This is a genomic window from Acinetobacter sp. F-1 (genome assembly GCF_022869025.1).
Lineage (GTDB): Bacteria > Pseudomonadota > Gammaproteobacteria > Pseudomonadales > Moraxellaceae > Acinetobacter > Acinetobacter pseudolwoffii.
The window spans coordinates 1-25932 of record NZ_JAJKFX010000003.1; the positions used below are offsets into that span (position 1 = coordinate 1).

General features: G+C 44.3%; 21 protein-coding genes and 1 pseudogene. 13 read left to right on the forward strand and 9 right to left on the reverse strand.

Going from position 1 to position 25932, the window contains the following annotated elements:
- Positions 1-119: 119 nt before the first annotated feature.
- From LOZ91_RS03730 to LOZ91_RS03740, 3 genes are all read left to right on the forward strand, one after another.
- The gene (locus LOZ91_RS03730) at positions 120-1313 is read left to right on the forward strand and encodes an MFS transporter (protein WP_005094523.1); all 1194 of its coding nucleotides are present in this window, start codon (positions 120-122) and stop codon (positions 1311-1313) included.
- A gap of 224 nt (positions 1314-1537) precedes the next feature.
- Entirely contained in the window at positions 1538-3949 is a 2412-nt protein-coding gene (locus LOZ91_RS03735) for a YgiQ family radical SAM protein (RefSeq protein WP_005169087.1), read from the forward strand.
- A gap of 399 nt (positions 3950-4348) precedes the next feature.
- A complete protein-coding gene (locus tag LOZ91_RS03740) occupies positions 4349-4897 on the forward strand; it encodes a hypothetical protein (protein WP_100329445.1) in 549 nt (182 codons plus the stop codon).
- 53 nt (positions 4898-4950) lie between these two features.
- On the opposite strand, the gene LOZ91_RS03745 is transcribed toward LOZ91_RS03740, so the two are convergent.
- The 6 genes and pseudogenes from LOZ91_RS03745 to mdtD form a co-directional block, all read right to left on the reverse strand.
- Complete coding sequence (locus LOZ91_RS03745; RefSeq protein WP_100357798.1) at positions 4951-5307, reverse strand: RidA family protein; 357 nt, start codon at positions 5305-5307, stop codon at positions 4951-4953.
- A gap of 1 nt (position 5308) precedes the next feature.
- A pseudogene (locus LOZ91_RS14625) lies at positions 5309-6083 on the reverse strand (hypothetical protein).
- A 222-nt stretch (positions 6084-6305) separates the two neighbouring features.
- Positions 6306-7361, reverse strand: coding sequence for a DNA polymerase IV (gene dinB, locus LOZ91_RS03755; RefSeq protein ID WP_244782675.1), 1056 nt, complete (start codon positions 7359-7361; stop codon positions 6306-6308).
- A gap of 20 nt (positions 7362-7381) precedes the next feature.
- Positions 7382-8398, reverse strand: a complete 1017-nt coding sequence (locus tag LOZ91_RS03760) for an MBL fold metallo-hydrolase (RefSeq protein WP_244782676.1) — start codon at positions 8396-8398, stop codon at positions 7382-7384.
- 58 nt (positions 8399-8456) lie between these two features.
- On the reverse strand, positions 8457-9236 hold the full coding sequence (locus tag LOZ91_RS03765) for a GH25 family lysozyme (protein ID WP_159516357.1): 780 nt from the start codon (positions 9234-9236) through the stop codon (positions 8457-8459).
- 67 nt (positions 9237-9303) lie between these two features.
- On the reverse strand, positions 9304-10695 hold the full coding sequence (mdtD, locus tag LOZ91_RS03770) for a multidrug transporter subunit MdtD (protein WP_074383681.1): 1392 nt from the start codon (positions 10693-10695) through the stop codon (positions 9304-9306).
- A 335-nt stretch (positions 10696-11030) separates the two neighbouring features.
- On the opposite strand from mdtD, the gene LOZ91_RS03775 reads away from it, so the two are divergent.
- Positions 11031-12005: a hypothetical protein gene (locus LOZ91_RS03775; protein WP_244782677.1), complete on the forward strand. Its 975-nt coding sequence runs from the start codon at positions 11031-11033 to the stop codon at positions 12003-12005.
- A gap of 60 nt (positions 12006-12065) precedes the next feature.
- On the opposite strand, the gene LOZ91_RS03780 is transcribed toward LOZ91_RS03775, so the two are convergent.
- Complete coding sequence (locus tag LOZ91_RS03780) at positions 12066-12686, reverse strand: TIGR00730 family Rossman fold protein (protein WP_244782678.1); 621 nt, start codon at positions 12684-12686, stop codon at positions 12066-12068.
- Between the two features lie 332 nt (positions 12687-13018).
- Between LOZ91_RS03780 and LOZ91_RS03785 the strand changes: the two genes are divergently transcribed.
- The 6 genes from LOZ91_RS03785 to LOZ91_RS03810 all read left to right on the forward strand — a co-directional run bounded on the left by LOZ91_RS03785 (position 13019) and on the right by LOZ91_RS03810 (position 21503).
- The gene (locus tag LOZ91_RS03785) at positions 13019-14596 is read left to right on the forward strand and encodes a TerC family protein (protein WP_244782679.1); all 1578 of its coding nucleotides are present in this window, start codon (positions 13019-13021) and stop codon (positions 14594-14596) included.
- A gap of 73 nt (positions 14597-14669) precedes the next feature.
- Positions 14670-15134, forward strand: a complete 465-nt coding sequence (locus LOZ91_RS03790) for a YchJ family protein (RefSeq protein WP_218208701.1) — start codon at positions 14670-14672, stop codon at positions 15132-15134.
- A gap of 61 nt (positions 15135-15195) precedes the next feature.
- On the forward strand, positions 15196-15840 hold the full coding sequence (locus LOZ91_RS03795; protein ID WP_005108433.1) for a trimeric intracellular cation channel family protein: 645 nt from the start codon (positions 15196-15198) through the stop codon (positions 15838-15840).
- 130 nt (positions 15841-15970) lie between these two features.
- Complete coding sequence (locus tag LOZ91_RS03800; RefSeq protein WP_005108434.1) at positions 15971-17290, forward strand: MFS transporter; 1320 nt, start codon at positions 15971-15973, stop codon at positions 17288-17290.
- A 165-nt stretch (positions 17291-17455) separates the two neighbouring features.
- Positions 17456-19675 (forward strand): DNA topoisomerase IV subunit A, encoded by a 2220-nt coding sequence (parC, locus tag LOZ91_RS03805; RefSeq protein WP_244782680.1) that lies wholly within the window; start codon positions 17456-17458, stop codon positions 19673-19675.
- 151 nt (positions 19676-19826) lie between these two features.
- The gene (locus tag LOZ91_RS03810) at positions 19827-21503 is read left to right on the forward strand and encodes a long-chain-fatty-acid--CoA ligase (RefSeq protein ID WP_005094498.1); all 1677 of its coding nucleotides are present in this window, start codon (positions 19827-19829) and stop codon (positions 21501-21503) included.
- Between the two features lie 50 nt (positions 21504-21553).
- On the opposite strand, the gene LOZ91_RS03815 is transcribed toward LOZ91_RS03810, so the two are convergent.
- Complete coding sequence (locus LOZ91_RS03815; RefSeq protein WP_244782681.1) at positions 21554-21934, reverse strand: hypothetical protein; 381 nt, start codon at positions 21932-21934, stop codon at positions 21554-21556.
- 100 nt (positions 21935-22034) lie between these two features.
- On the opposite strand from LOZ91_RS03815, the gene LOZ91_RS03820 reads away from it, so the two are divergent.
- Both LOZ91_RS03820 and ppa read left to right on the forward strand, forming a co-directional pair.
- Entirely contained in the window at positions 22035-22433 is a 399-nt protein-coding gene (locus tag LOZ91_RS03820; protein ID WP_244782682.1) for an MAPEG family protein, read from the forward strand.
- Between the two features lie 122 nt (positions 22434-22555).
- Complete coding sequence (gene ppa, locus LOZ91_RS03825) at positions 22556-23092, forward strand: inorganic diphosphatase (RefSeq protein ID WP_086214507.1); 537 nt, start codon at positions 22556-22558, stop codon at positions 23090-23092.
- 101 nt (positions 23093-23193) lie between these two features.
- Here the strand turns inward: ppa and LOZ91_RS03830 are convergent, their stop codons facing one another.
- Positions 23194-24546: an OprD family outer membrane porin gene (locus tag LOZ91_RS03830; protein WP_244782683.1), complete on the reverse strand. Its 1353-nt coding sequence runs from the start codon at positions 24544-24546 to the stop codon at positions 23194-23196.
- A gap of 609 nt (positions 24547-25155) precedes the next feature.
- Here LOZ91_RS03830 and LOZ91_RS03835 point away from each other — a divergent pair.
- Positions 25156-25887 carry a TorF family putative porin gene (locus tag LOZ91_RS03835; RefSeq protein ID WP_244782684.1) on the forward strand — a complete coding sequence of 244 codons (732 nt, stop codon included), beginning with the start codon at positions 25156-25158 and terminating at the stop codon, positions 25885-25887.
- The last annotated feature ends 45 nt before the right edge of the window (positions 25888-25932 follow it).

Sequence of the window (25932 nt, forward strand, 5' to 3'; positions counted from 1 at the left end):
CCTGCTTATGCGGGGGGTGTTTTTTTGTGCGTGAAGAAAGGCTTAGGTGATCACTCAGATGAAATCTCCACAGAAAAAATGAGCGAAAGGCGTATACTGGATCTATCTAAGGAGCGGATATGTCCTCAAATTCATCTTCTAGCCATATTGAATATGGTACTACCGCATTTAAAGCAGTACTTTTTTCCTTATTTCTTGCCGGCTTTGCCATTTTCTCATCTTTGTATTGCCTACAGCCGATGATGCCCATTTTGGCAGATTATTTTCAGGTCAGTCCGACTCAAAGTAGTTTTCCCTTATCACTTTCTACTCTTGCCTTAGCCATTGGTTTGCTATTTACCGGACTGATTTCAGACCGTTTCGGACGTAAACCGGTGATGGTCTGCTCCCTGGCATTGATTGCAATTTTGTTAATGCTCAGTTCGATACTATCTCTTTGGTCGGTATTCTTATTGATTCGGATCTTGATTGGTCTCTGTGTCAGTGGTGTGGCGGCAGTCGCCATGACTTATATCGGGGAAGAAATTGCCGAAAAAGATATCGGTTTCGCCATGGGCTTATATATTTCTGGCACGGCAATTGGCGGTATGGGAGGGCGTTTGATTGCCGGAGTTCTAGTTGATTTTATCTCCTGGCAATCTGCTACTCTGATAATTGGTATTTTAAATATCTGTATTGCAGGATTATTTTATTATCTGTTGCCGGCATCGCAACATTTTAAGGCTTATCCGATCAAGTTTAATCGATTCAAAAACTCATTCAGGCATAATCTGGCCGATCCGAAACTTCGGATTTTATTTCTGCAAGGTTTTATCCTGATGGGCTGTTTTGTCTCGATATTTAACTATCTCAGCTATCGTTTGCTTCAGGCACCTTTTGAATTATCACAGGCCTGGATTGGTTTAATCTCGGTGACATATTTGGCTGGTATTTATAGCTCCCCCCGAGCGGCACATTGGGGTCGGCATTACGGTAAATTCAAGACATTGGTCGTCATGATGCTGATGATGCTCCTTGGATTAACGCTCATGCTACTCAACCAGCTGGCTCTGGTCTTTATCGGATTACTAATCTTCACTTTTTCATTTTTTGCCGCGCACTCTACTGCAAGTAGCTGGGTGTCGATCCAGTCGCTACAATATCGGGCAGTCGGTTCTTCGCTATATTTATTCTGTTATTACCTCGGTTCTAGTGTGTTGGGCAGTTCGAGTGGACTGGTCTGGGAAAATTATGGTTGGAGTGGATTAACTGCATTTATTACACTACTGTTGCTGAGTGGTCTGGCATTCAGTTTCAAGCTCCGTTCAGATTAGAACATCGTATTTAGATTTTTCTCTATAAAATAAACCCTGTGCATTTATCTTGCGGATCATTTTGCTTTCAATTCTGATGATGACCAGGCCTTGATTCGCTTAGTTCCTGATTTTGTATAAATTATAATCAAGCAAGCTGGGTCTAATTCATGGTAAAATGATCGGCTTTCATCTTTGATCTTATTTTAGATCTCCTATCATCTGCCAGCCGAGAATTGCTAGCCATGTCTACTGCTTATACCATGCAGACTGCGCCAAAAGCGTTGTTTGATTACGACAAATATTGGGCGTCTTGTTTTGACCCTGCGCCTTTTTTGCCGATGTCACGCGAGGAAATGGATCAACTCGGCTGGGACAGCTGTGACTTTATTCTGGTCTGTGGCGATGCCTATATTGATCATCCGTCTTTCTGTTCAGGTATTATTGGCCGGGTATTAGAAGCCCAAGGCTTTCGTGTCGGTATTATTGCACAGCCAGACTGGACCAACGTGGATGCGTTCCGCGTTCTGGGTAAACCGAATATTGCTTGGGGGGTAACGGCAGGGAACATGGATTCCATGATCAACCGTTATACCGCCGACCGTAAAATCCGCTCGGATGATGCCTATTCCCCAGATAATCAGCCAAATAAACGTCCAGACCGTGCAGCAACTGTATATTGTCAGCGTGTCCGTGAAGCATATCCAGATGTGCCTGTATTATTAGGTGGAATTGAAGCTTCTCTGCGTCGTATTGCACATTATGATTACTGGTCAGATAAAGTCCGTCGTTCAGTGTTGATGGACTCAAAAGCCGATCTTTTGATGTACGGCAATGGCGAACGCTCAATTACCGAAATTATGCATCGTCTGGCGCGTGGCGAAAAAATTCACGAGATTACCGATGTTCGCGGTACTGCGTTCATTGTCAATAAACATAACCGTGCATCGAAAGCAAAGTTTGTCGAAATTGCCTCGAATGATGTTGATGCGATTGGCCGTGTCGATCCAATCATTAACCCTTATGTGATGACTGAAGATCTGGAAGGTTGTGAAATTGAAAAAGACAAAGATAGTCTGACTCAATATCAAGGTTTCCAGAAAGAGCCTGTCGCCAATCCGATTGTGCGGGCCGGCGATGAGCTAGATCCTGATACGCAAATCGTGCAATTACAACCCGCTTCAAAAGCAATTAAACATAAATTACCACCGCGTGAACTGGCCGTAATTCGCTTGCCTGCATTTGAAGAAGTGGCTGCAGATCCGGTGCTTTATGCCCATGCCAACCGAATTTTGCATTTAGAAACCAATCCGGGCAATGCCCGTGCCATGGTACAAAAGCATGGTGAACGTGATGTCTGGCTAAATGCGCCACCAATTCCGTTGACCACGGAAGAAATGGACTATGTGTTTGACCTGCCTTATGCACGTTTGCCACATCCTGCTTATGGTGAAGCGCGTTTTCCAGCGTTTGACATGATCAAGTTCTCTGTGAACATCATGCGTGGCTGTTTTGGTGGCTGTACCTTCTGTTCGATTACAGAACATGAGGGTCGTATTATCCAGAACCGTTCTGAAGAGTCAATTCTGCGTGAAGTGGAAAAAATCCGTGATACGGCGCCGGGCTTTACCGGGATTATTTCAGACCTAGGTGGCCCGACAGCCAACATGTACCGTCTGGCTTGTAAAGATCCAGAGATTGAAAAGAACTGCCGTAAACCGTCGTGTGTCTTCCCGGGGGTATGTCAGAACCTGCATACCGATCATGCACCATTGACCCAGTTATACCGTAAAGCACGTTCTTTACCGGGTATTAAGAAGATCTTGATTGGTTCTGGTTTACGTTATGACTTAGCGGTTTTAAACCCTGAATATGTCAAAGAACTGGTAACCCATCACGTCGGTGGTTATTTAAAAATTGCACCGGAACATACCGAAAAAGGCCCACTCAATAAAATGATGAAGCCGGGAATCGGAACCTATGATCGTTTCAAACAGATGTTTGAACGTTATAGTAAGGAAGCTGGCAAGGAACAGTATCTGATTCCTTATTTCATTGCGGCGCATCCGGGGACTACCGATTACGACATGATGAACCTTGCGATTTGGCTGAAGAAGAACGGTTTCCGTGCTGACCAAGTACAGACCTTCTATCCATCACCGATGGCAACGGCTACCACCATGTATTACACCGGTAAAAACCCGCTTGCCAAAGTGGCACGTTATACCGAGCAAGTAGATATTGTCAAAGGCGATAAACGTCGTCGTCTGCACAAAGCTTTCTTGCGTTACCATGATTCAAACAACTGGCCGTTGTTGCGTGAAGCTCTGAGAGAAATGGGTCGTCAGGATTTGATTGGTAACTCCAAACAGCATTTGATTCCGACTTATCAGCCTGCTGGCAGTGCAGAAGGTCAATACCAGTCTGCGCGCAAGAAAAACTCGACAGTGGCGGGTGATTCGCAGAAACGTACCGGTGAGCAGGGAAATCGTGGCAAGGCTGCACAAGCTCAGTCCCGTCCTTCAAATACCAAGAAGCGTCCTGAGCGTGGTCAAATCCTGACCCAGCACACAGGCCTACCGCCGCGTGAAACAGGGGATGCCAAAAAACCATTTGGTGGGTCAAAGCCGAAAGCAAAGCCTAAATCACGTGCATAATTGAGTTAATAGAAAAGACACTTCGGTGTCTTTTTTTAGCACTTAGGTAAAGTAACGTAGCTTGAAACGAGGACTGGAAAATGTAAAAGGATGTATTATTTACATTAAGTCTGGCTTAAAAGTGATATAAAAATAACACTTTATCGGAATTGTTCTACAGTTGGGCAGATTTGTATTGCGATCAATTCTAGGGATGTTTTAGAGTGCATTATCAGTACTTTAAATCCACTTTCATTGACATAGGGAAAGATGTCATTTTAGGTAACGCAGAATCAGGTTTTGATACCGGTTGTATGGGTATCTAAGCAGATTAGTTGTAAGACCTATTTAAAATAAAGTGTGAGTTTATACTGCACCACAATAAAACAAAAATGATGATAAGAATGCAAGGATTGAGGCATGACCACCTATATTATGATTGGGAGTTTCCTGCTCTTCTGTGTCGTGCTCATGGCATGGAAAACGCTCGGAAATAATTCCAAACCACAAGACAGCGCGTTAAAGCAGCGTGCTATTTTTAACCTGAATGAGCAATTGACCTTCACGCGTTTGAAGGAAGTATTACCTGAATATATTATTTTGGCCCATGTGTCCTATGATGCCTTAATGACCACCAAATTTAACCGGACGCGACATAAATATCGCAACCTGACTGCAGATTTTGTGATTATGGATCAACAGCATCAGATTATAGCCATTGTGGCTGTGGATGATCCTTTAATCTTGAAGCGTCCACAGCAGACTGGTTTTCAGGATGCCTTGTTGAGTATGGCCGGTTATCGGGTGATTCGCTACGATGATGTGCCGGAATATTACCAGTTGCGGCAAGATTTTCTGCAGGAGCAAGCGCAAATGAAGAAAATGCCCAAATATACGGTCAGCAATGATCTGAAAAAGTATTATTTATATTCAGATTTAGAGCGCAGTAAAATCAAAGCAGTAGGTTAAAATAAAAAAGCATGCCATGAGCATGCTTTTTTATGCATATCGATTTTGCCACATTATTCTGGTTTGACGGCCACGACTGTCATTTCAACCAAAACCCGTGGATCATAAAGTTTTGCCTCGACACAGGTACGAGGTAATGCTTCGATATCAGCCACCCATGCATCCCAGATTTCATTAAATGCCGCATAATCTTTTTCAATGTCTTTTAAATAGATGGTCACCGACATGATGTGACTTTTGTCTGTACCGGCATCTGCCAGAAACTGGTCGATAATATCTAAAGTTTGTTGGGTTTGACCTTTGATATCCAGCTCAACATCTGTGGCCAGTTGCCCGGCAAGATGTACCAGATTGCCCGTAATGGCAATTTCCGAAAAGCGTTTCGAGATATGTAAGCGTTCCACTGTCATATTATTCATCCTGCGTTTTGGGCATCAGGGCTGCGACCAGTGCAGTCAGCAAGCAACCCACTGCCAGATAGAGGGCAATATAATGCCATGAACCGTCTGCCCAAATCACCCATACTGCTGCAATAAATAGGGTAAAACTACCACCAATAGTACTGGCCATCTGATAGCCAATGCCGACACCGCTATAGCGATATTCGGTACCGAACAGGGAAGTGAAAATCGGTTGATGAACCTTGACCACCCTGTCGTATACAACATTTGCCAGTAAAATTGTACCAACAATGATCATTCAGGTGTTTTGTGCATCGAGTGCCATAAAGAATGAAAAGGCCGAGAGCGCACCAATCAAACCACCCCAGACACATATTTTTTGATGATGAAATGTATCCACCCGTCAGGCAAAAAAACGGAATGCTGAAACAGCGGATTGCACCGACCATCAAGGTGATATTCCAGAAGAACTGTTTGTCCATGCCAGATGACTGCTAAAAATTCCCATCAGGACGACGGTTAAGACCTGCATTTTCTTATGGCCAAGCTAGTGACCAAAGATCATGCCATCTAAGGGCAAAACAGAAAGCCAACACCAAAAGTGGCCAATGCCGCCAGAGTGTCCATATTCTCACCAATGCTGTGAAAACTGATCTTTAAAAATTAAGGTTGTAACAATGCCGTAAAGGAGAAAATCATACCAATCGACAATAGCACCCACAAAACTAGACAGCGCAGCTTTACGCGTATTGTTCTTGAACCACAGAAAGATTTACAGAAGACATGCAGGAAGGAAGTCCATGAGTTACATCAGAGTTGCCCTGTAATATTCGGATTTGATCGTCACGCCAATCACAGGACAGCATGCTGAAAGTAAAGGTGATTTTCAGCATCTCAGCATATACATGGATAATGCATTGCGCAGATAGAGTACTCTAAAAAATCAAAATATAAAAATAAAGTTGCTGTATTTTTAAACTGATGTTCAAAACATGAACAAAAGTCGTTTAGAGCAGTAATAATTGGGTTTCAGTCTCGGGGGCGCTGAGTTGATAGACGCCGACACCGATCAGCCGGAATTGCATCTGCGGCGCGATATGCAGATCATCCAATAGTAAGTCCAAGGCTTGTGCTAATTCTTGCGGACTGCGCAAGAGCTGCTTAAAACTTTTACTGTGTTGCATCACCTGAAAATTCTTGAGCTTTAATTTGACCGTCACGCCGCGAGCCGAAAGTTGTTTTTTTTGCAAGCTTTGCCACAGTTGTGCAACTAAAGCTTCCCAATAAGAATGGCACTGATTTAAATAAAGATCATCATCAAAGGTGGTCTCTTTGGAAATCTGCTGACGTTCCCGTTCTACTTCGACTGGTCGTTCATCAATGCCTTGCGCATATAAAAACAGCCGCCGTCCATATTTACCAAAATGCTGAATCAGAATGGCTTCATCCATCTGTTGTAAGTCACCCAAGGTATCCAGATTCAGGCTTTTCAGTTTTTCCTGGGTGACTTTACCCACCCCGGGAATTTTCTTCAGCGGCAGATTCTGAATAAAACGCTGCACCTGTGAGGGCTTGATCACACAGATGCCATTCGGTTTGTGCCAGTCCGAGGCAATTTTGGCCAGAAATTTATTCGGTGCCACGCCGGCAGAAGCAGTCAGTCCAGTCACTTGAACAATATCCTCCCGAATCCGCATGGCGACCTCGGTAGCACTCGGAATCTGTTGTAAATTTTCTGTGACATCCAGAAAGGCTTCATCTAGCGATAAAGGCTCAATCAGGGCGGTATATTGCTGGAAAATTTGATGGATCTGAGCAGAGACCTGACGGTATTTGGCAAAGTCCGGCTCAATTACGATGACCTGCGGACAGAGCTTGCGCGCCTGTCCCATCGACATGGCAGAACGTAGACCATATTCGCGTGCCGGATAGGAGGCAGCCGCAACCACCGCCCGGGGATGATGCGAGGCAATCACCACAGGCAGGTGTCTGAGTTCTGGACGTTCACGCAGCTCGACCGAGGCATAAAACGCATCCATATCGATATGAATAATTTTGCGCATAGCCGCTATCTTAAGGGGCTTTAATCTGCTTGGGAAGAGACCGTTTCGCGGAGTAAGTAAGGCTGTGGGCCGCTGAGCAGGATGACTTTAGTGCCTTGTGCCTCGGCGGCCTGAATCAGCAGATTTAAACTTTTTGGCGTGTCATCTGCAAGGCGGGGTAAAAATTGTAGCGGCTGGCTTAAAGGCTGGAAAAAATCATCCCAATGTATCGGGATGACCACTTTGGGTTTGAGCGTTTGCAGGGTTTCAGCCAGATAGTGCTGCTGATAGTCATTGGACTGTCTGGAGAGCTGGGCAATACCCAAAAATAACGTATCGACCTGCAGGTTTTTAAATTGATCCGGGATAAATCCGGTACTGGCCTTGACCAGAATCTTGTGTCCTGAATGCTCAATCAGGTAATCAAAACTGCCGCCTTCCTTAAATTCGGAAAATTTGGCCGGCAGGGCTAAAGGTTGGAATAACTCTTCGCCTAGGTCATCATTTACCGCTGTGGCTGGCGTATGTTGTGAAGGAATTGCGGTTACTTGAAATTTGTTGACGTGCTGTATTTGCTCAGGCGTGACGGAGTGTAACTGCTGCGGACTTACTTTGGGATTTGCCCGGGCGATATTCAGGCTAGTGGGTGAACCGATGACAGCGGTTTCAGGAAGCATTTCCAGTAAAGCCGGTAGATCCAGAACATGATCATAATGCGAGTGACTGACCAGAATGGCTTTGGCCCGGTGCAGTTCATGCTCTTGAATTAGCTGCCTTAATAGCACGCTATCACTCTGAATTGGACCGCTAAGCACTTGCGACAACGACGGCCGGCTAAAGAAACCATCTATCAGGATCTGATCCTGACCATCATCCAGCAACAGGGTGGAAACACCGAAAAATTTAACGTTTAGTCCAGAACGAGAGGAACTGCTTTGCGGCTGCCAGTTCTGAAAGTCACTGAGCTTGCCTGAAGGTTGCAGCAGATAAGCCAGCACACCCACGCTGAGCAGCAGAACAATCACCAGACTGAGTAAAATACCTTTAATCCATTTCAAGATTTTTATTTCCTTATTTTTCTACTTTTATAAAGCGCTTGTTTTCAATCGATCGATTTTATTTGGCCTGATGAGTAGATGATGGTACTGCAATTGCATTCATTTTCAGAAAATCCAGCCACTGCTGTTCTGAGCCATAGAACACATTCAGATCCACAGTTGTACTAATGCCGGGAATTTTACCCTGATTGCTATGTTGCCAGAAGGTCCATTTGGGCTGGTTGTTTAAATCGGGCAGACCCTTATACTCGCGTACCCAGAGTGGCACTTCGGGAAAATATCCTGCCAGTACAATATTATAAAATGCTTTAGAAATATAGAAAATTGGCTGTTTGCCATAATGCTTTTGCAGGGCATCGTGCATGATCTGGATTTCGTTTAGAAGCTGCTCTTTGGAATAGGTATTGATGCAATTGCTGTCATATTCCAGATCAATCACCGGCGGTAAAGCATTGGCTTGCTTGGGGACGGAGTCGATAAAGTTCTGTGCCTGAATGCTGCCATCGCGACAAAGCCGATAGAAATGATAGGCACCGACCAGAAAGCCGCGTTCCCGCGCCTTGAGCCAGTTCTCTTGAAAACGCGTATCTTTAAAGTCACCACCTTCTGTGGCTTTCAGATAGACAAAACGGTATTTTTCCGGCGAAATCTGCTGCCATTGAATTTCTTGTTGATGGTGTGATACATCGAAACCCTGGATCGGATAATCTGCTGCATGCGCAGAAGGGGCTTTAATCAGGCAAAGATAAATCATGGCGATAATCATCACGGCGATCAGAATGCCAAGCCCGATGAAAAGCGGCTGTTTGAATCTGTTCAGAGCCAGATTTTTTTGCATTTTCAGTTCTTACCTGTATCTAAACCTGAGCTTAAAGGCTGCATTCGCCTGGCGTTAATATATCGTATTAAACAGGGGTGTTTTTAGGAATATGCCAGAAAATATAAGCCGCAATAATATTGATACAGCCTAAACAGATCAGTGACACATGAAAAGCAGCCACCAGATTGTCAGCGCCGTAATAGGCACTCAGCATGTTGACCAGGGTGCCTGCCAGCGCCACCCCAATACTCATTGACAGCATCATGATCATCGACAGGAAACTGTTGCCGCTACTGGCATCCTGCTGGCTTAAGTCCTTTAAAGTCAGGGTATTCATCGATACAAATTGTAGGGAATTTAAAATGCCGAAGATAAAGAAATGAATTGCACGCAGCCAGATCGGGGTGTCCGCCGTGGTCAGGGCAAAACTGGCAATACACAGACCCACCAATAAGGTATTGACCAGCAAAACCCGACGATAACCAAAACGCTGAATGATTTTTCGGATAATCGGTTTAGACGCCAGAGAGCCGAGTACGGTTGGAATCATCAATAGACCGGTAATAAAGGGCTCAAAACCAAAGGCGACTTGCAACATAAGGGGGAGTAAAAATGGAATCGAGTTACCGCCAAGACGGGCAAAAAAATTCCCCAGAATGCCAATCGCATAAATTTTATTTTTAAAGAGCCGACTGCGGAACAGGGCGTTGCTATGCGTATGCGAATGATAGGCATACATCAGGGCCGCCAAGATTCCGGCCAGAATCAGACTCAGACTCCACCACAGCGAATTTTGTGGACTGGCAAAATTTTCAATTCCCAGACAGAGTCCCACCATGGCCACAACCAGCAAGACAAAGCCCCAATAATCAAAGCGAGCGACCAGCGGTTCAATGACATTCGGCATGGCCTTAAAAGTAATCAGCGCTCCCAGTAAGCCAATCGGCAGATTGATCAGGAAAATCCATTGCCAGGACAGATATTCCACCATCCAGCCCCCAAGAGTTGGACCAATCAGGGGGCCAATCAGGCCGGCCAGACTCATTAGGCTCATGGCAGCCAGAAACTGGGTACGGGGAATGATCTTGAGCATGGCCAAACGGCCGACGGGGAGCAGTAAGGCGCCACCCATTCCTTGCAAGATCCGATAAGCCAGTAATTCATTCAGACTATCTGACCAGGCACAGCCCAAAGAGGCCAAAGAGAAAATAATAATTGCAGCAAAATAGATATTTCTGACGCCGAAACGGTCTGCCAGCCAGCCACTCAAGGGAATACAGGCTGCCACAGACAAGACATAAGCCACCACAACACTGTGCATGCGTAAAGGATCGGCCTGTAAGTTATGTGCAATCGCGGGCAGAGCTGTATTAATAATGGTGGTATCCAGCCCCTGCATAAAAAATCCGATCGATACCAACAAGACTAGCAGTCTGAATTCGGGATCTAAGGCTTGATGCGTAGGCGTGGCATTCATAATTCTGGAAAACTGAAAATTTTGAATAGTTTAAAGGAAGATTAAGGCACAGGTGTAGTGAATACGTGTGAACTTTTTTTCAAGATATAAATCAGTTATAAGTGTAAAACTCATAACAAAGTGAGTATTTATCAGATCGGAGCTCCATAGCTGTAAAGAGCGATAAAAATAAAATTAAAGCAGTACTTTTTTGTTTATAAACAGCTTTCTCTGTCAATTTCATCTTCATCAAATGAAAATATGACAAAATTGTCATGAAAATGAAATAAAACCGTCATAATCTTGGGCCAACTTTTCAGCAATGCTGAAATCTCCTCGCGTATAGGTTTGTTTTTATGACAATCGAGATTTTGATGGTGATCGGCTTCTGTTTAGCCGCTTATTCTATTGTCGGAAATGATGTGCCTCAAACCTTAGGGACATTTATTTCCTCGAATTCACATCGTCCATGGTGGGTGTTGTGGATTTATATCAGCTCAATTTTAATTGTCGTATTGGTCTATGGTTGGTATGCATCCGGGGTGGGTGATGCCTCATACGGCCGTTTAGAAACGATTCCTTTCCCTGAAGGTGGCATTACCTGGCTGTACATTGTGCCGCCTATTCTCCTGTTAATGCTCACCAAATACGGGATTCCAGTCAGTACCACCTTCCTGGTCCTTACGATTTTCTCTCCTGCCAGCCTGGGCTCGATGATGGTCAAATCGATGATGGGCTATGCCGTCGCCTTTATCGTGGCGATTGTTATCTATCGTTTTGTGGTCAAGCAGCTGGCACGCCATTTTGCCAAGACACGTCATCAGGAGCACTCCAAGGTCTGGATGGGCTTGCAGTGGGTCTCTACCGGTTTCCTGTGGAGTCAATGGCTGATTCAGGATCTGGCTAACATCTTCGTGTATGTGCCACGTCAGGTGCCGTTTGAATTCCTGATGTTTGCGATTACGGTATTCGTGGTCTTGCTGGGCGTGATTCTGTATCAACGTGGTGGGGCCATCCAGAACATTGTCGACACCAAAACTGGTGTCACCGATATTCGTGCTGCCACGATTATCGACTTCCTGTATGCCATTATCCTGTTGATCTTCAAAGAGTGGAGCAATATTCCAATGAGTACTACCTGGGTGTTCCTGGGCTTACTCGCAGGTCGTGAATTTGCCATGTCGATGATTCTGGATGAAGTCAACAAACATCGGACTTCACGTAATGTCAGTGCAGATGCGATGAAACTGATGTTCGGTCTGGCCATGTCTGTGATTCTGGCGACCACATTGCCGGTGTTCTATGATTTTGTGACGAATTATGGTCAATAACTAGCAGCCATAATCCATAAAAAAAGCGAGCCCAGTGCTCGCTTTTTTACTTTGAATGCTTTAAACCACAAATCTTTGTGGATGGCCCAAATTGGTTAATGAGCTATAAATTTCATTTTCATCTTCGCAAACAATTAGTTTGGCGCGATGCTGGGGAGGCAAAAACCCGTCTTCAACGGCACGGTCCAGCTGCATAATCAAGGCATCATAAAAACCGTTAACGTTATATAGCATCATGGGTTTCTGGTGCTGGTTCAGCTGGCCCCAGGTAGCAATTTCCAGGATTTCCTCAAAGGTTCCCAGTCCGCCTGGCAAGGCCACAAAGGCACAGGCACGATCTGCCATCATGGCCTTACGTTGGTGCATGCTGGTGACGACATGTAATTCGGTAAGCTGGTTATGGGCAATTTCATAGTCCAGCATAAATTCGGGAATAACGCCGACTGCTTCACCACCATGCTGAATCATGGCATCCGCGACCTGTCCCATCAGGCCGATACTGGCACCGCCGTAAACCAGTCCGAAGCCATGTTCTGCCAGCCCTTGCGAGAGTTGAACGGCTTTTTCCAGATAAACCGGTTTATTGCCGGCACGTGAACCACAATAGAGAGCCACTAAAGGACGTGTTGTTTTTGGGGAGTTGTCTTTAAAATAATTGGTCATTTGAATTACGCTTTGCATTTATTTTCTTCACCTTATCATTTTTCTTTCTGGTGACTCTAGCTTAATTAATAAATATGACAATTCTGTGGGCGGCTACATTTTCACTGCAATAGGGCTCAGCAAAATTCATCGATAAACAGCCATGAAAACAGGTGAATTTCAAATTGATCTTGATATACTGAAAATTGGTTTCACAACAATAGAACGAAAATGGGTAGTGGTAGTTGGCCGTGTAACGCTATAAATCGCCGTCAAGTAATTGGTATTGTTCAATATCAAAAATATTATGCTGTTTCATTACAGTCTCGGTTCATTCAATGCTGCAGTCCTGAGCTTCAGGAGCCAAGCGTATGATCTTTGAATGGATGTCGGACCCTTCAGCCTGGGTCGGTTTACTCACGTTAATTGTTCTTGAGATTGTACTCGGGATCGACAATCTGGTTTTTATTGCCATTTTGGCGGAGAAACTGCCACCAGAACAACGTAATGCCGCGCGGATTGTGGGCTTAATGCTGGCCCTGGTGATGCGTTTGATCTTGCTGGCTTCGATTGCCTGGGTGGTCACTCTTACTGATCCACTGTTCCATATATTTGATCATGCTTTCTCGGGTCGAGATCTGATTCTATTGTTTGGTGGGGTGTTCCTGCTGTTTAAAGGCACCATGGAACTGCATGAGCGTCTGGAAGCCAAACCGGTCATTAAAGAAGAAAATCCGGTCCATGCAGTATTCTGGATGGTGATTGTCCAGATCGTGGTGCTGGATGCCGTATTCTCATTGGACAGCGTAATTACTGCAGTAGGTATGGTCAAAGACCTGTCAGTGATGATGATTGCCGTGATTATTGCCATCGGGATTATGCTCTGGGCATCCAAAGCCCTGATGGATTTTGTCAACAGACATCCGACCGTGGTGATTCTGTGTCTGGGCTTCCTGATGATGATCGGTTTCTCGCTGGTGGTGGAAGGCTTCGGTTTCCATATTCCGAAAGGTTATCTGTATGCTGCAATTGGCTTCTCGGTGATTGTCGAATTTATTAACCAGACCATGAAACGCAATCAGGAAAAAATGGTGACCACCACGGATATGCGTTACCGAACTGCTTCTGCAGTGATGCGGATGCTCGGTGGTAAACCTGCTCAGGACAATGATTCTTCGGAGCCGGAAGATGTTCTGGCAACCCGTGCCTTTGCTGATGAAGTCTTTAATGATGACAACGGCATCTATCACAGTGTCATGGTGCAGGGAGTTTTGGGTCTGTCTGAACGTCCAGTCAAGTCGGTAATGACGCCACGTCCTGAACTGGAATGGATCGATCTGGACAATGATGCCGACAGCATCAAAGCACAATTGTTGCAGATGAGCCATTCGCGTTTGATCATCGCTCGCGGCGAACTGGACAATATTGCCGGTGTGGTGCTGACCCATAAAGTCCTGAATGAATATATTGAAACTGGGGTGCTGGACTTTGAAAAGCATTTACGTGAGCCAGTCATCGTACATGAAAATGCTCAGGTACTGATGGTGATGGATCAGTTGCGTCAAGCTCCCTTACAGATGGCGATTGTGCTGAATGAATATGGCTCAATTGAAGGGATTGCCACGCCGATTGATATTCTTGAAGCGATTGCTGGTGAATTCCCGGATGAAGATGAGCTACAAGCCGCCGCAGAAAGCCTGGAAGATGGTAGCCTGATTCTGGATGGTTCTACCGATATTCGTCACGTTTCCTTGCTGCTGGATCGTGATCTGGTCAATGAAACCGAAGAATATTCAACCCTGTCCGGCTATGTGTTATTCCATATGGCACGTTTACCACATAGCGGTGAAAAGTTTGAAGCAGACGGGCATATCTTTGAGGTCGTGACTATGGACGGTCATAAGATCGATAAAGTGCATATCATTCCGCAGCTTCCTGCACAGGACTAGACTCTAGCCAGTGTTTGGCCTGTAAAGTTTGCTAAAATAGCCCGCATTGTCGGGCTATTTTTATGGAACTGAAATGTCAGAAGCATGTCCATGTGGACAAGGCGAATATCACAACTGTTGTCAGCCGCTGCATGCAGGACAACAGGTCGCAGAGACTGCACAGCAACTCATGCGTTCCCGTTATAGTGCCTTCGCCAAGCATGAAATCGATTACATCAAAACCACCACCGCGCTGGGTCAGCAACAGGCACTGGACCTGCAAGCGATTAGTGATTGGAGCAAGGCCAATCAGTGGTTAAAACTTGAAATTGTTCAAACCAATGAAAAACTAGATAAAAATCATGCCTTAGTCGAGTTTAAGGCGCATTTTCATGATGGCAAGCAGGCACAAGTGCATCATGAAGCTTCGCATTTTGTAAAATTTGAAGGCCACTGGTATTTTCTGGACCCGACCACGGAGCAGAAACTCAGCATGAAACAGGTTTGCATTTGTGGCTCGGGGAAAAAATTTAAGCAATGTTGTGCGGGATTTTTATAACTTTCACATAGATTTAGCTTAGAATAAGCGCCATCTCAAAGCCTCAGGTGGAAGCAGGGCGATGTTACTGACCGTCATCTATATTATTGCAATTACCGCTGAAGCGATGACCGGGGCACTGTCTGCTGGCCGGCGCAGCATGGACTGGTTTGGTGTCATGATCATTGCCTGTGTTACGGCATTGGGTGGTGGTTCGGTCCGTGATGTTCTGCTGGGACATTATCCTTTAACCTGGGTCAAACACCCCGAATATCTGGTGCTGACCTGTTGCGCTGCTTTCGTCACCATCCTGATTGCAAAATGGATGCGCCAGTTACGTAATGTCTTCCTGGTACTGGATGCCTTGGGTCTGATTGGTTTTACCATTATTGGCTGCCAGATTGCTCTGGAAATGGGACATGGTTTTGTGGTGAGTGCCGTTGCAGGTGTCTTGACCGGTGTATCCGGCGGGATCTTGCGTGACATCCTATGTAATGATGTACCTTTGGTTTTCCGTCGTGAACTGTATGCCAGTATTGCTTTTGTTTCAGTGATCTTTTACTGGCTCTGTAGCCATTACGGCTTGTCGCAGGACCTGACCATTCTTTCCACCCTGATTTTCGGCTTTAGCTTGCGTTTGATCGCCATCTATTTTGGACTGGAAATGCCAAAATTCATTTATAAAGAAGATGATGAACATTCGGCATCTTCCAAAGACGAATCCTGATTTGTAATCGTCATGAATGCGGCTATAAAAAATAGCCGCATTCAGCTTAATTCATAGTATAAAAAATACAAAGCAGCCTACCTGTTGAGAAAGCAGCATCTCCCGTTCCACCTGATCAGAGATTTTTGTTATGGATTTAGTTTCTCGCATACAACGCTTACCGATTGGTCGGTTTCATTACACCTTGCTGGTGGTGATTGGACTCGGTTGGATGTTTGATGCCATGGATACCGGATTGATTTCGTTTATTCTGGCAAAAATGGCTGAAGACTGGCAGATGACTGCGGATCAAAAAAGCTGGGTAGTGTCGATTGGTTTTGTTGGTATGGCAATCGGTGCAATCTGTTCAGGTGGTCTGGCAGACCGTTTCGGCCGTAAAACCGTATTCGCTGTGACACTGGTGATTTATAGCTTGGCTACAGCGGCCTGCGCTTTTGCACCGAATTTGACCTGGTTGTTGGTGTTTCGTTTTATCGTCGGTTTAGGTCTGGGTGGACAGTTACCCGTGGCAGTGACGCTGGTCAGTGAATATATTCCTGCGCATGTGCGTGGCCGTTTTATCGTATTGCTGGAAAGCTTCTGGGGACTGGGCTGGTTGGTTGCGGCTCTGGTATCGCGCTTTGTCATTCCGGATTTTGGCTGGCAAACCGCTTTCCTGATCGGTGGTCTGCCTGCGCTATATGCGATTGTGATCTGGAAAATGGTGCCGGAATCTATTCCATTTCTGATTAACCGTGGCCGTGTAGAAGAAGCTTCGGCACTGGTGAAAAAGATCGAGCGTCAATGCGGCGTTGAAGTTTATGAAATCTTTGAAGTGAAGCCGGTCGCAGAGAAACAGTATATTTCATTTACCCAGTTGTGGTCGGGTATCTTTGCGCGTCGTACCCTCATGCTGTGGCTGATCTGGTTCGGTATTATATTTTCTTATTATGGCATCTTTACCTGGTTGCCAAGTTTGCTGGTCAAAGAAGGCTATAGCATCGTCCAGTCCTTTGAATACGTGCTGATTATGATTTTAGCGCAGTTGCCCGGTTATCTGGTGGCAGCATGGCTGGTCGAAAAACTCGGTCGTAAACCGACCTTGGCAGGTTTCATCGGCATGTGTGCCATCTCGGCATATTTCTTTGGCCAGTCGGGCAGTGTCACCGAAATTGTGATCTGGGGCTGTCTGATGTCCTTCTTTAATCTGGGTGCTTGGGGCGTGCTTTATACCTATACACCAGAACAATATCCAACCAATATCCGTGCTTTTGGTTCAGGCTGGGCTGGCGCAGTAGGCCGAATTGGGGGCATCGCAGCACCTTTTGCTGTCACCCATCTGATGGGCATGCCAAATGGTTTCAGTTATGTCTTCACCATGTTTACTGCGGTTCTGGTTGCCGTTGCAATCGTGATTCTGGTTTTGGGTGAAGAAACCAAAGGCAAGACCCTTGAGTCGATGGGCTTATAAACTTGATGAATTTTTAGTTGCTTAGGGTCTATAAAGTGGATATTTTTAGGCCATAAGACACAAATTGTCGCGCTGAGGCATTTGATGCTCTTGTGTCATCCCCAGCCGCGACATAGCATAAGAAACATTGATACAAAAACGAATTATTTAGGACTATAGGTTGTTATGACAAGCCTTGCGCATCATGCGACAGAAAACCGCTCCGTAGCAGAATTTACCGAACAAGCTTATCTGAATTACGCCATGTACGTGATTATGGATCGGGCATTACCGCACATCAGTGATGGCCTGAAACCGGTACAGCGCCGTATTGTCTATGCCATGAGTGAGCTGGGCCTGAAATGGACCAGCAAACCAAAGAAATCTGCACGTACCGTCGGTGACGTACTGGGTAAATATCATCCGCATGGTGACTCGGCCTGTTATGAAGCCATGGTGCTGATGGCACAGCCGTTTAGCTATCGTTATCCGTTTATTGAAGGACAGGGCAACTGGGGCTCACCCGATGATCCGAAGTCTTTTGCCGCAATGCGTTATACCGAAGCCAAACTGTCTCAGTACAGTGAACTGTTACTGTCTGAACTGGGTCAGGGTACCTGTGACTGGCAGGACAACTTTGACGGTTCGATGAAAGAGCCGGTGAACTTGCCGGCACGTGTACCGAATATTCTCTTAAATGGTACAACGGGAATCGCCGTCGGTATGGCCACCGACATTCCGCCGCATAACCTGCGTGAAGTGATTAAAGGCACCATTGCCCTGATTCGTAACCCGAATCTGACCGATGAAAAAATCTCAGAATATATTCCTGCGCCGGACTTGCCGACCAAAGCAGAAATTATTACCCTACCTGCTGAACTGTTAAAAATTCAGGTCACAGGTCGTGGTAGTTATCGTATGCGCGCGGTCTATACCGTCGATAAAAATGAAATTGTGATTACCGAACTGCCATATCAGGTCTCAGGCTCCAAAATCATCACCCAGATTGCCGACCAGATGCAGGCCAAGAAACTGCCTTTGGTCAGCGATGTACGGGATGAATCGGATCATGCCAATCCAACCCGTTTAGTGATTGTATTGCGTTCTAACCGGATTGATGCCGAAGCGGTGATGAGTCATTTATTTGCCACCACTGATCTGGAATCGAGCTACCGTGTCAACATGAATATGATTGGTGCTGATGGCCGTCCACAGGTGAAATCGATTCGTCGCATTTTACTGGAATGGATTGAGATCCGTAAAACCACGGTGACCCGCCGTCTGCAATATCATCTGAACAAAATCGAAAAACGCCTGCATATTCTGGGGGGGCTGATCATTGCCTACTTGAGTATCGATGAAGTGATTCAGATTATTCGTGAACAAGATCAGCCCAAGCCCGTGTTAATGGAACGCTTTGGCATTGATGAGATTCAGGCCGAAGCCATTCTGGAGCTGAAATTGCGTCATTTGGCCAAGCTTGAAGAAATGGAAATGCGCCGTGAGCAGGACGAGCTGGAAGCGAAGGCTGCGGTGATTCGTGAACAGCTGGCCAATCCGGAATCTTTAAAAGCGCTGATCATCAATGAACTGAAAGATGATGCCAAGAAATTTGGCGATGATCGCCGTTCGCCACTGGTGCAACGTGCCGAAGCTGCTGCGATTAATGAAAATGAAATGTTACCAGCCGATCCTGTGACCGTTATTTTGTCGGAAGCTGGCTGGATTCGCTGTGCCAAAGGCCATGATGTTGACGCTGAAAATCTGAATTTCCGTGCCGGTGATCAATATCTCAGCCATGCACAGGGCAAATCCAATCAGCGTGTCTATATATTAGATGAATCGGGACGTAGTTATGCCTTGCCAATCAATAACCTGCCGTCGGCGCGTGGTCTGGGTGAACCTTTAAGTTCAAAATTATCACCTGCCAGCGGCATCGGTTTTAAACAGGTCTTTGTTGCAGAGGATGAGACGGAAGTCCTGGCGCTGAGTAACAAGGGTTATGGTTTTAAAACGCAGGCCAAACAGCTGGATACCAATGCCAAAGCAGGGAAGGCCTTCCTGAACTTATCCGATGGGGCGCAAGTCATGAGCCTGCAGCCACTCGAAGATGCCACGCATGTTGCACTGCTCAGTTCAGCAGGACGCCTGTTGATTGTCGATTTAGCAGAATTGCCTGTATTGAACAAAGGTAAAGGAAATAAATTGATACAACTTGAAGGTGGTGATCAAATTTTGTCCATGACAATATTAAAGCTTGATGAAATAATTCAAGTGCTTGCAGGACAACAGCAGTTAAAATTAAAAGGGGATGATTTGCAGAAATATATCGGCAAGCGCGGTGCAAAAGGACAGCTTTTACCACGCGGATATCAAAAAGCAAATAAACTGTTGATTCAAAGATAAGACTAGCATCCATCCTGTAAAATACGTTATATATGAACAACGATTCAACAAGATGGATGCAATATTGCACATATACAAGTCTAAAAATGGCGTGTGATATTGAAAAAAACAGTTGAAAACACTAAGGATTATGATTGGAGAGATGGGCATTATGGAAAAAATTTGGTTGGCTGAATACCAAAAGACAGGGATTCCGGAAACAGTAGAATTACCGGCAGAGAATACTTCTCTAGTCGATGTTTTTGAACGTAATTTCCAAAAATTTGGTTCGCGTGATGCCTTTATCTTTATGGATAAGGCCATGACTTTCAATGATCTGGAAGAAGCGAGCCGTAAATTTGCAACGTATTTACAAAGCTTGGGGTTGGCAAAAGGTTCACGTGTGGCAGTGATGATGCCAAACGTTCTTCAGTATCCGGTCGTGGCACTTGGGGTTTTCCGCGCAGGGTTGGTACTGGTCAACGTCAATCCACTTTATACTTCGCGTGAACTTGAGCATCAACTCAATGACTCAGGTTCTGAAGTTCTGGTGATTATTGAGAACTTTGCCTCTGTTTACCAGGCGATTCTGGGTAAAACCCCGGTAAAACATGTGGTTATTGCTTCTGTAGGCGATATGCTGGGTGCTTTGAAAGGAACTCTGGTGAACTTTGTCTTGCGTTCTGTGCGTAAGCAGATTCCAGCTTGGGACATTCCAGGCCACGTGAAATTCAATACGGCATTAAATAAAATTAGCCCGAGCAATTACAAACGTCCTGAGTTGAGCCTGAGCGATACCGCGGTTCTACAATATACCGGTGGTACTACCGGCGTATCGAAAGGGGCTGAACTGACACATCGTAACCTGGTTGCGAACATGTTGCAGTGTGACGGGATCTTCCAGAGTAAGTTTGGTGCACAAGATGGCCAGCCAGATGACCGTATTTTCTGTGCCTTGCCGCTTTATCATATATTTGCATTCATGGTGTGCGCACTTTATGGCATGTATAAAGGTCAGGCCAACGTCCTGATTCCGAATCCGCGTGATCTTCCTGCGGTGATGAAGGAACTACGTAAATACCAGCCGACTTTCTTCCCGGCAGTGAATACACTATTCAATGCGCTGGTGAACAATGAAGAGTTCAAACAGCTTGATCATAGCAAGTTGAAAATGGCGATGGGCGGCGGTATGGCGGTACTTCCTTCTACAGCAGCAGCATGGAAAAAGCTCACTGGAACCAATATTGTTGAAGGTTATGGCTTGTCTGAAACCTCTCCGGTTGCAACGGCAAACCCGCCTGCTTCTGAAGAATTCAGTGGCACCATCGGTATTCCATTGCCATTAACTGAAGTGGCGATTCTGGATGATGACGGCAATGAAGTGGCACTGGGTGAGCAAGGTGAAATTTCAATCCGTGGTCCTCAGGTCATGAAAGGCTACTGGAACCGCCCAGACGAAACTGAAAAAGTCATGGTTAATGGCTTCTTCCGTACTGGTGATATCGGTGTCATGGATTCACGTGGTTATGTGAAAATCGTAGACCGTAAAAAAGACATGATTTTAGTGTCTGGTTTTAACGTGTATCCATCTGAGATTGAAGAAGTTGTTGCAACCCATCCAAAAGTACTGGAAGTGGCTGCGATTGGTGTGCCAGATGAAAAATCTGGTGAAGTACCGAAACTGTTTGTTGTGAAAAAAGATCCGTCTTTGACCACAGAAGAAGTCTTGGCCTTCGCTAAAGAAAATCTGACCGGTTATAAACGTCCACGCTATGTGGAGTTTATGGACGAATTACCGAAATCGAACGTGGGTAAAATCCTGCGTAAAGATTTACGTAAAACAGCTTAAACTCGATATTAAAAAAAGCGCCTGATGGCGCTTTTTTTATTTGCAGGTTTTTATTTTTTCATCAGCCAGCGGTCGAAATAAGGACGGCCGACACCGACCACTCCCAGAAATATAAACATGGTACCAAACTGACGGGTAAATCCGGTCTGGTTAAAGCTGCCATAACTGAGAATATTGTCGATTAAACAGTACAGCAAAATCGCCACCACCCAATGCCAGAGTGGCATACGCTTGATCCCGACCGCATAAAAGGCAATCCATAACAGCGCAAAGGTGAAGATCGGCGACCAGATATTCATATTGGCACAAATTACGGCCATTAAAAATGCCACAATCGGCAGCACAATTTTTAAAACGCGATCCACTTGACGTTGATGCTGGCGCTGTTTCTCGAGGACATCGAACATTTCATTTTGCTCAGGCGCAACCATAGTGAATCCTTAATAAGTAATAAAAAGCATCCTATTTAACAAAATTTATTCACGAAATGCCATGCTATGATAGAGATAAAATTTTCATGAGAAAAAACAGATGCACAGCATTAGTGGGATTATTTATCTCATTTTAGCCGCTTGTCTTTTGCCTTATGTATTTACTTTGATTGCAAAGAAATCGGCAGGCTTTAGCGCGAAAGACAATCAGAATCCACGAGAGTTTTTGGCAAAATCAACAGGCCTCGCGAGCCGTGCCAATGCCGTCCAGCAAAATAGTTTTGAAAGTTTACCATTGTTTATTGCCGCTATTTTAATGGCTGAATATATGGTGGTTCCTCAAACCCTGGTCATGACCTTCGGGATAGCCTATCTGGTATTTCGTGTGTTGTACGGCATTTGTTATCTGGCCAACTGGGCGACTTTACGTTCGATCGTCTGGCTGCTTTCAATCTTATGTCCTGTGGCTTTATTGCTGCTGATCATCAAGATCGTTTAAGCAATCAATTACAGTTCGCGGACATATTTACAGTTCGATATTTTAAAATCCAAAAATTTCTTTAAAAACCGTTATAATTGTCGCGGTTTTTTAAAAGATATAACTTGTTAAAGAGTGATGCTATGAGCTACAGCAATATCCCAGCGGGTAAAGATGCGCCAAACGACATCTATGTGATTATCGAAATTCCTGCCAATGCAGCACCGATCAAATACGAAATTGATAAAGATTCTGATGCATTATTCGTAGACCGTTTCATGGGTACAGCAATGTTCTACCCAGCAAACTACGGTTATGTACCTAATACACTTTCTCTTGATGGTGATCCACTTGACGTATTGGTTGTAACGCCACACCCAGTAGAGCCAGGTTCTGTGATCCGTTGCCGTCCTGTCGGTAAACTGAACATGGAAGATGATGGTGGTGTTGATGCGAAACTGGTTGCAGTTCCACACGACAAATTGACTCCAATCTACAAAGATATTCAGGAATATACTGATCTTCCGCCATTGTTGATTAGCCAAATTGAACATTTCTTCCAGCACTACAAAGACTTAGAGCCTGGAAAATGGGTTAAGTTAAGCGGTTGGGAAGGTGCTGATGTTGCGAAACAAGAAGTACTCAGCTCAATTGCAGCTTATGCAGAAGCAAATAAATAATTCATTTGCTTTTTCAGTTTAAGTCTTTAACTTTTTAAAGCTTAAACAAAAAAACCTGCACATTGTGCAGGTTTTTTATTATGGCTTGAAATTCGAGTGAATTAGAATAATTTCACAGGAATGTCTAACCAGATACGCCATTCGTTGGTGTCACCAATGTAGTTAGATTGGTAATCATTGCTTGCACGGTAGTAAGAGTGACGTAAACGCAAGCTTGCATCTTTAGCAAAACCAGATTGAACAGTATATTTCACCTGGTTAAAGAATTCACGTTCATGAGCATCGCTAGTCGCTAACACTGAACGATCGCCTTCAGGGTCTGCTGGTACATCAATATCCCAACCATATACAAATGCTGAAGTCCAAGATAGACCAGGAACATTTACAGCACCGAAGTCAAAGGTATATTGAAGTTGTGCTGATTTTTCATTATTTCCAATGAAATCAGATAGATATGAGTTTGGTAGATAAATTGTTTGATGACCATCACCTACACCGCGACCCAAACCATAGTCATAGCCTGTGTTACCAGTATTTTGTTGGTAAGCCACCATGACATTGTGCGGACCAGTATTGTAAGTGGTAGAAATAGCCCAAATATTGTTGCTTAAGTTACTTAAGTCATTTGTGGTATGAGAATAAGTATATGCACCACCATCAGCTTTTTTATCCCACTCAGTATGATAGCCACTAAAATCGTGAGTTAAAGTGCCGCCATTGGCTACTGCATAGCTATAGTTCGCATTCACATAATGACGGTCTAAACGGTCTTTAATATCTGTACCATAGTAAGAAGCGTTTAGCGCATCACTAAATTTATATTTTGCGCCCCAAACAACAGCACTATCGAGCTCGTTACCATCAGAGTCGATTTGGTCTGAATATTGGTTTTTAGTAAATTTACCAGCTGTTAATGACAGGTTATCAATTTCATTACTAGTAACTAATACACCTTCAAAGTATTCAGGAACGAGACGTGCAGTATTTGATGCCAATACAGGAAGATCTAAAACTTGGGTACCATATACAGCAGTGGTATTAGATACACGAGCTTTCACATAAGCACCACCACGCGCCCAATGATCATAAGTATCGCCAGCGCCTTTAACGTAATCACCGTCAGCGTTGAAACCATTTTCACGAGGAATCATGCCATTACCGGCATTTTTGTTGTTTCCTAGTTTGAAAGAAGCATCACCGATGATCCCGGCACCAAAACCGACTACACCTTGAGTAAAGCCAGAATCCAGTTTCACGATTGCAGTTTGTGCAGCTGAACTTGTATCTGCTACGCCATTTTTCTTATCACGAGATAAATAACCAGTACGGAAAAGTACAGATCCTTCTGCATCTTCTACAAAACCTTTAGACTCACTTTGCTCGCTAGCAAAAGCGGTTGAGATCAATGCAGCCTGAATCAAAACTGCCAATGTTAATTTTTTTGTGTTTTGCATTGGGAGAGAGCCTTATACAAATTGATGGAAATTTTTAGGAATTGTATAAGATTCGCTGAATAAATGTCATTTTTATTTACGATATTCCACTAAAGTTAAGATTTTTTACAGATTACATAAGAATCTAATTGAATATTGAGTGGCGTATTTTTTTATCTATCATAAAAAATTTATTAAAAACAATAGTATATTTAAATATCAAAATAATGAGCTTAAGCATCTTCATCCTAGAACTGTTCAGTCTATTTACTTTTTTAAAGTTAAAATTCTACAACAAGATCAAGAGTGGTGATGATGCACTGTTTTTTAGCATAAATTTTAATCAATATGGAAATGGGGTTAAAAAGAGGCAATATGTAAATAAATATATATTGTTTAAAAAAACAGTAAGAGAGTATTGAAAAACATTTTGAGAATGAATTATCCAGCGTAAAGGTATTTTAAATATTCTATTTTTTAATTTTAAATCAAATGCTTAAAGTGGAAAGTATTTTTCTATTTTTAGCTCATTTGTATTTCTTTCTCGATTGGCATAGCTTTTGCAAAGTTTATCCCGAGTGCAATAAATGATCATAAAAACGTCTGAGGACGGTCTTGGGGAGCCATATAATGAAACTAATTTTAAAAGCCTTATCCGTTGCTGTGCTGGGTGCTGCATCTACTTTCACTTTTGCAGCTGAACCTGCATCGGAACATACATTCTCTGGAAATATTAGCGTACTTTCGAGCTATAACTTGCGTGGTATCACCAATGTACCTGAAAATAAAGGCGCGACATTACAAGGTGGACTCGATTATAACCATGCCTCTGGTTTTTATGCAGGATGGTGGGGTTCAACCCTAGATTATGGCAGCGATAATGGTAGCGAATTCGAAAATAACTTTTATGCAGGTTATAACGGTTCAATTAATGAAGATTTGGCTTATACCGTCGGTTTAACTTACTATTATTACTATGATGTCGGAAATACAGACTCGAATGGCTTTGAAACCATGTTAGGTCTGAGCTACAAAGATTTCGGTATAAGCGCTCAAACACTTTTGGAAGATACCGCTTGGGGCAATACTGGCGATACCTACATCAAAGGCAGCTATAGCTATGCCTTACCTCATGATTTTAGCCTGGATACCGCACTGGGTTTGTATATTTATAAAGAAAGTGGTGATTATATTCCTGACTCAACTGAAAGCTTTGGCTTCCGTCATTTTGATATCGGTTTAAGCAAGCCGCTTGCCGATACAGGCGTAACGGCAAGCATGAATTATATTCTGGGTGGTTATGATCGTAATAATGTAAAACAAAATAATAAAGTGGTCTTCGGGTTGGCTTATAGCTTCTAATTTCCTCCAGATAAAAAGCGACCTCAGGTCGCTTTTTATCTGTTT

Bases quoted from the DNA above. Each gene is read 5' to 3' on its own strand.
- LOZ91_RS03785 (WP_244782679.1), top strand. From the start codon at position 13,019: ATGATCTTTGAATGGATGTCGGACCCTTCAGCCTGGGTCGGTTTACTC.
- mdtD (WP_074383681.1), bottom strand. From the start codon at position 10,695: ATGAATGCCACGCCTACGCATCAAGCCTTAGATCCCGAATTCAGACTG.
- LOZ91_RS03820 (WP_244782682.1), top strand. From the start codon at position 22,035: ATGCACAGCATTAGTGGGATTATTTATCTCATTTTAGCCGCTTGTCTT.
- parC (WP_244782680.1), top strand. From the start codon at position 17,456: ATGACAAGCCTTGCGCATCATGCGACAGAAAACCGCTCCGTAGCAGAA.
- LOZ91_RS03765 (WP_159516357.1), bottom strand. From the start codon at position 9,236: ATGCAAAAAAATCTGGCTCTGAACAGATTCAAACAGCCGCTTTTCATC.
- dinB (WP_244782675.1), bottom strand. From the start codon at position 7,361: ATGCGCAAAATTATTCATATCGATATGGATGCGTTTTATGCCTCGGTC.
- LOZ91_RS03775 (WP_244782677.1), top strand. From the start codon at position 11,031: ATGACAATCGAGATTTTGATGGTGATCGGCTTCTGTTTAGCCGCTTAT.
- LOZ91_RS03830 (WP_244782683.1), bottom strand. From the start codon at position 24,546: ATGCAAAACACAAAAAAATTAACATTGGCAGTTTTGATTCAGGCTGCA.
- LOZ91_RS03835 (WP_244782684.1), top strand. From the start codon at position 25,156: ATGAAACTAATTTTAAAAGCCTTATCCGTTGCTGTGCTGGGTGCTGCA.
- LOZ91_RS03810 (WP_005094498.1), top strand. From the start codon at position 19,827: ATGGAAAAAATTTGGTTGGCTGAATACCAAAAGACAGGGATTCCGGAA.
- ppa (WP_086214507.1), top strand. From the start codon at position 22,556: ATGAGCTACAGCAATATCCCAGCGGGTAAAGATGCGCCAAACGACATC.
- LOZ91_RS03730 (WP_005094523.1), top strand. From the start codon at position 120: ATGTCCTCAAATTCATCTTCTAGCCATATTGAATATGGTACTACCGCA.
- LOZ91_RS03780 (WP_244782678.1), bottom strand. From the start codon at position 12,686: ATGCAAAGCGTAATTCAAATGACCAATTATTTTAAAGACAACTCCCCA.
- LOZ91_RS03800 (WP_005108434.1), top strand. From the start codon at position 15,971: ATGGATTTAGTTTCTCGCATACAACGCTTACCGATTGGTCGGTTTCAT.
- LOZ91_RS03735 (WP_005169087.1), top strand. From the start codon at position 1,538: ATGTCTACTGCTTATACCATGCAGACTGCGCCAAAAGCGTTGTTTGAT.
- LOZ91_RS03740 (WP_100329445.1), top strand. From the start codon at position 4,349: ATGACCACCTATATTATGATTGGGAGTTTCCTGCTCTTCTGTGTCGTG.
- LOZ91_RS03815 (WP_244782681.1), bottom strand. From the start codon at position 21,934: ATGGTTGCGCCTGAGCAAAATGAAATGTTCGATGTCCTCGAGAAACAG.
- LOZ91_RS03795 (WP_005108433.1), top strand. From the start codon at position 15,196: ATGTTACTGACCGTCATCTATATTATTGCAATTACCGCTGAAGCGATG.
- LOZ91_RS03745 (WP_100357798.1), bottom strand. From the start codon at position 5,307: ATGACAGTGGAACGCTTACATATCTCGAAACGCTTTTCGGAAATTGCC.
- LOZ91_RS03790 (WP_218208701.1), top strand. From the start codon at position 14,670: ATGTCAGAAGCATGTCCATGTGGACAAGGCGAATATCACAACTGTTGT.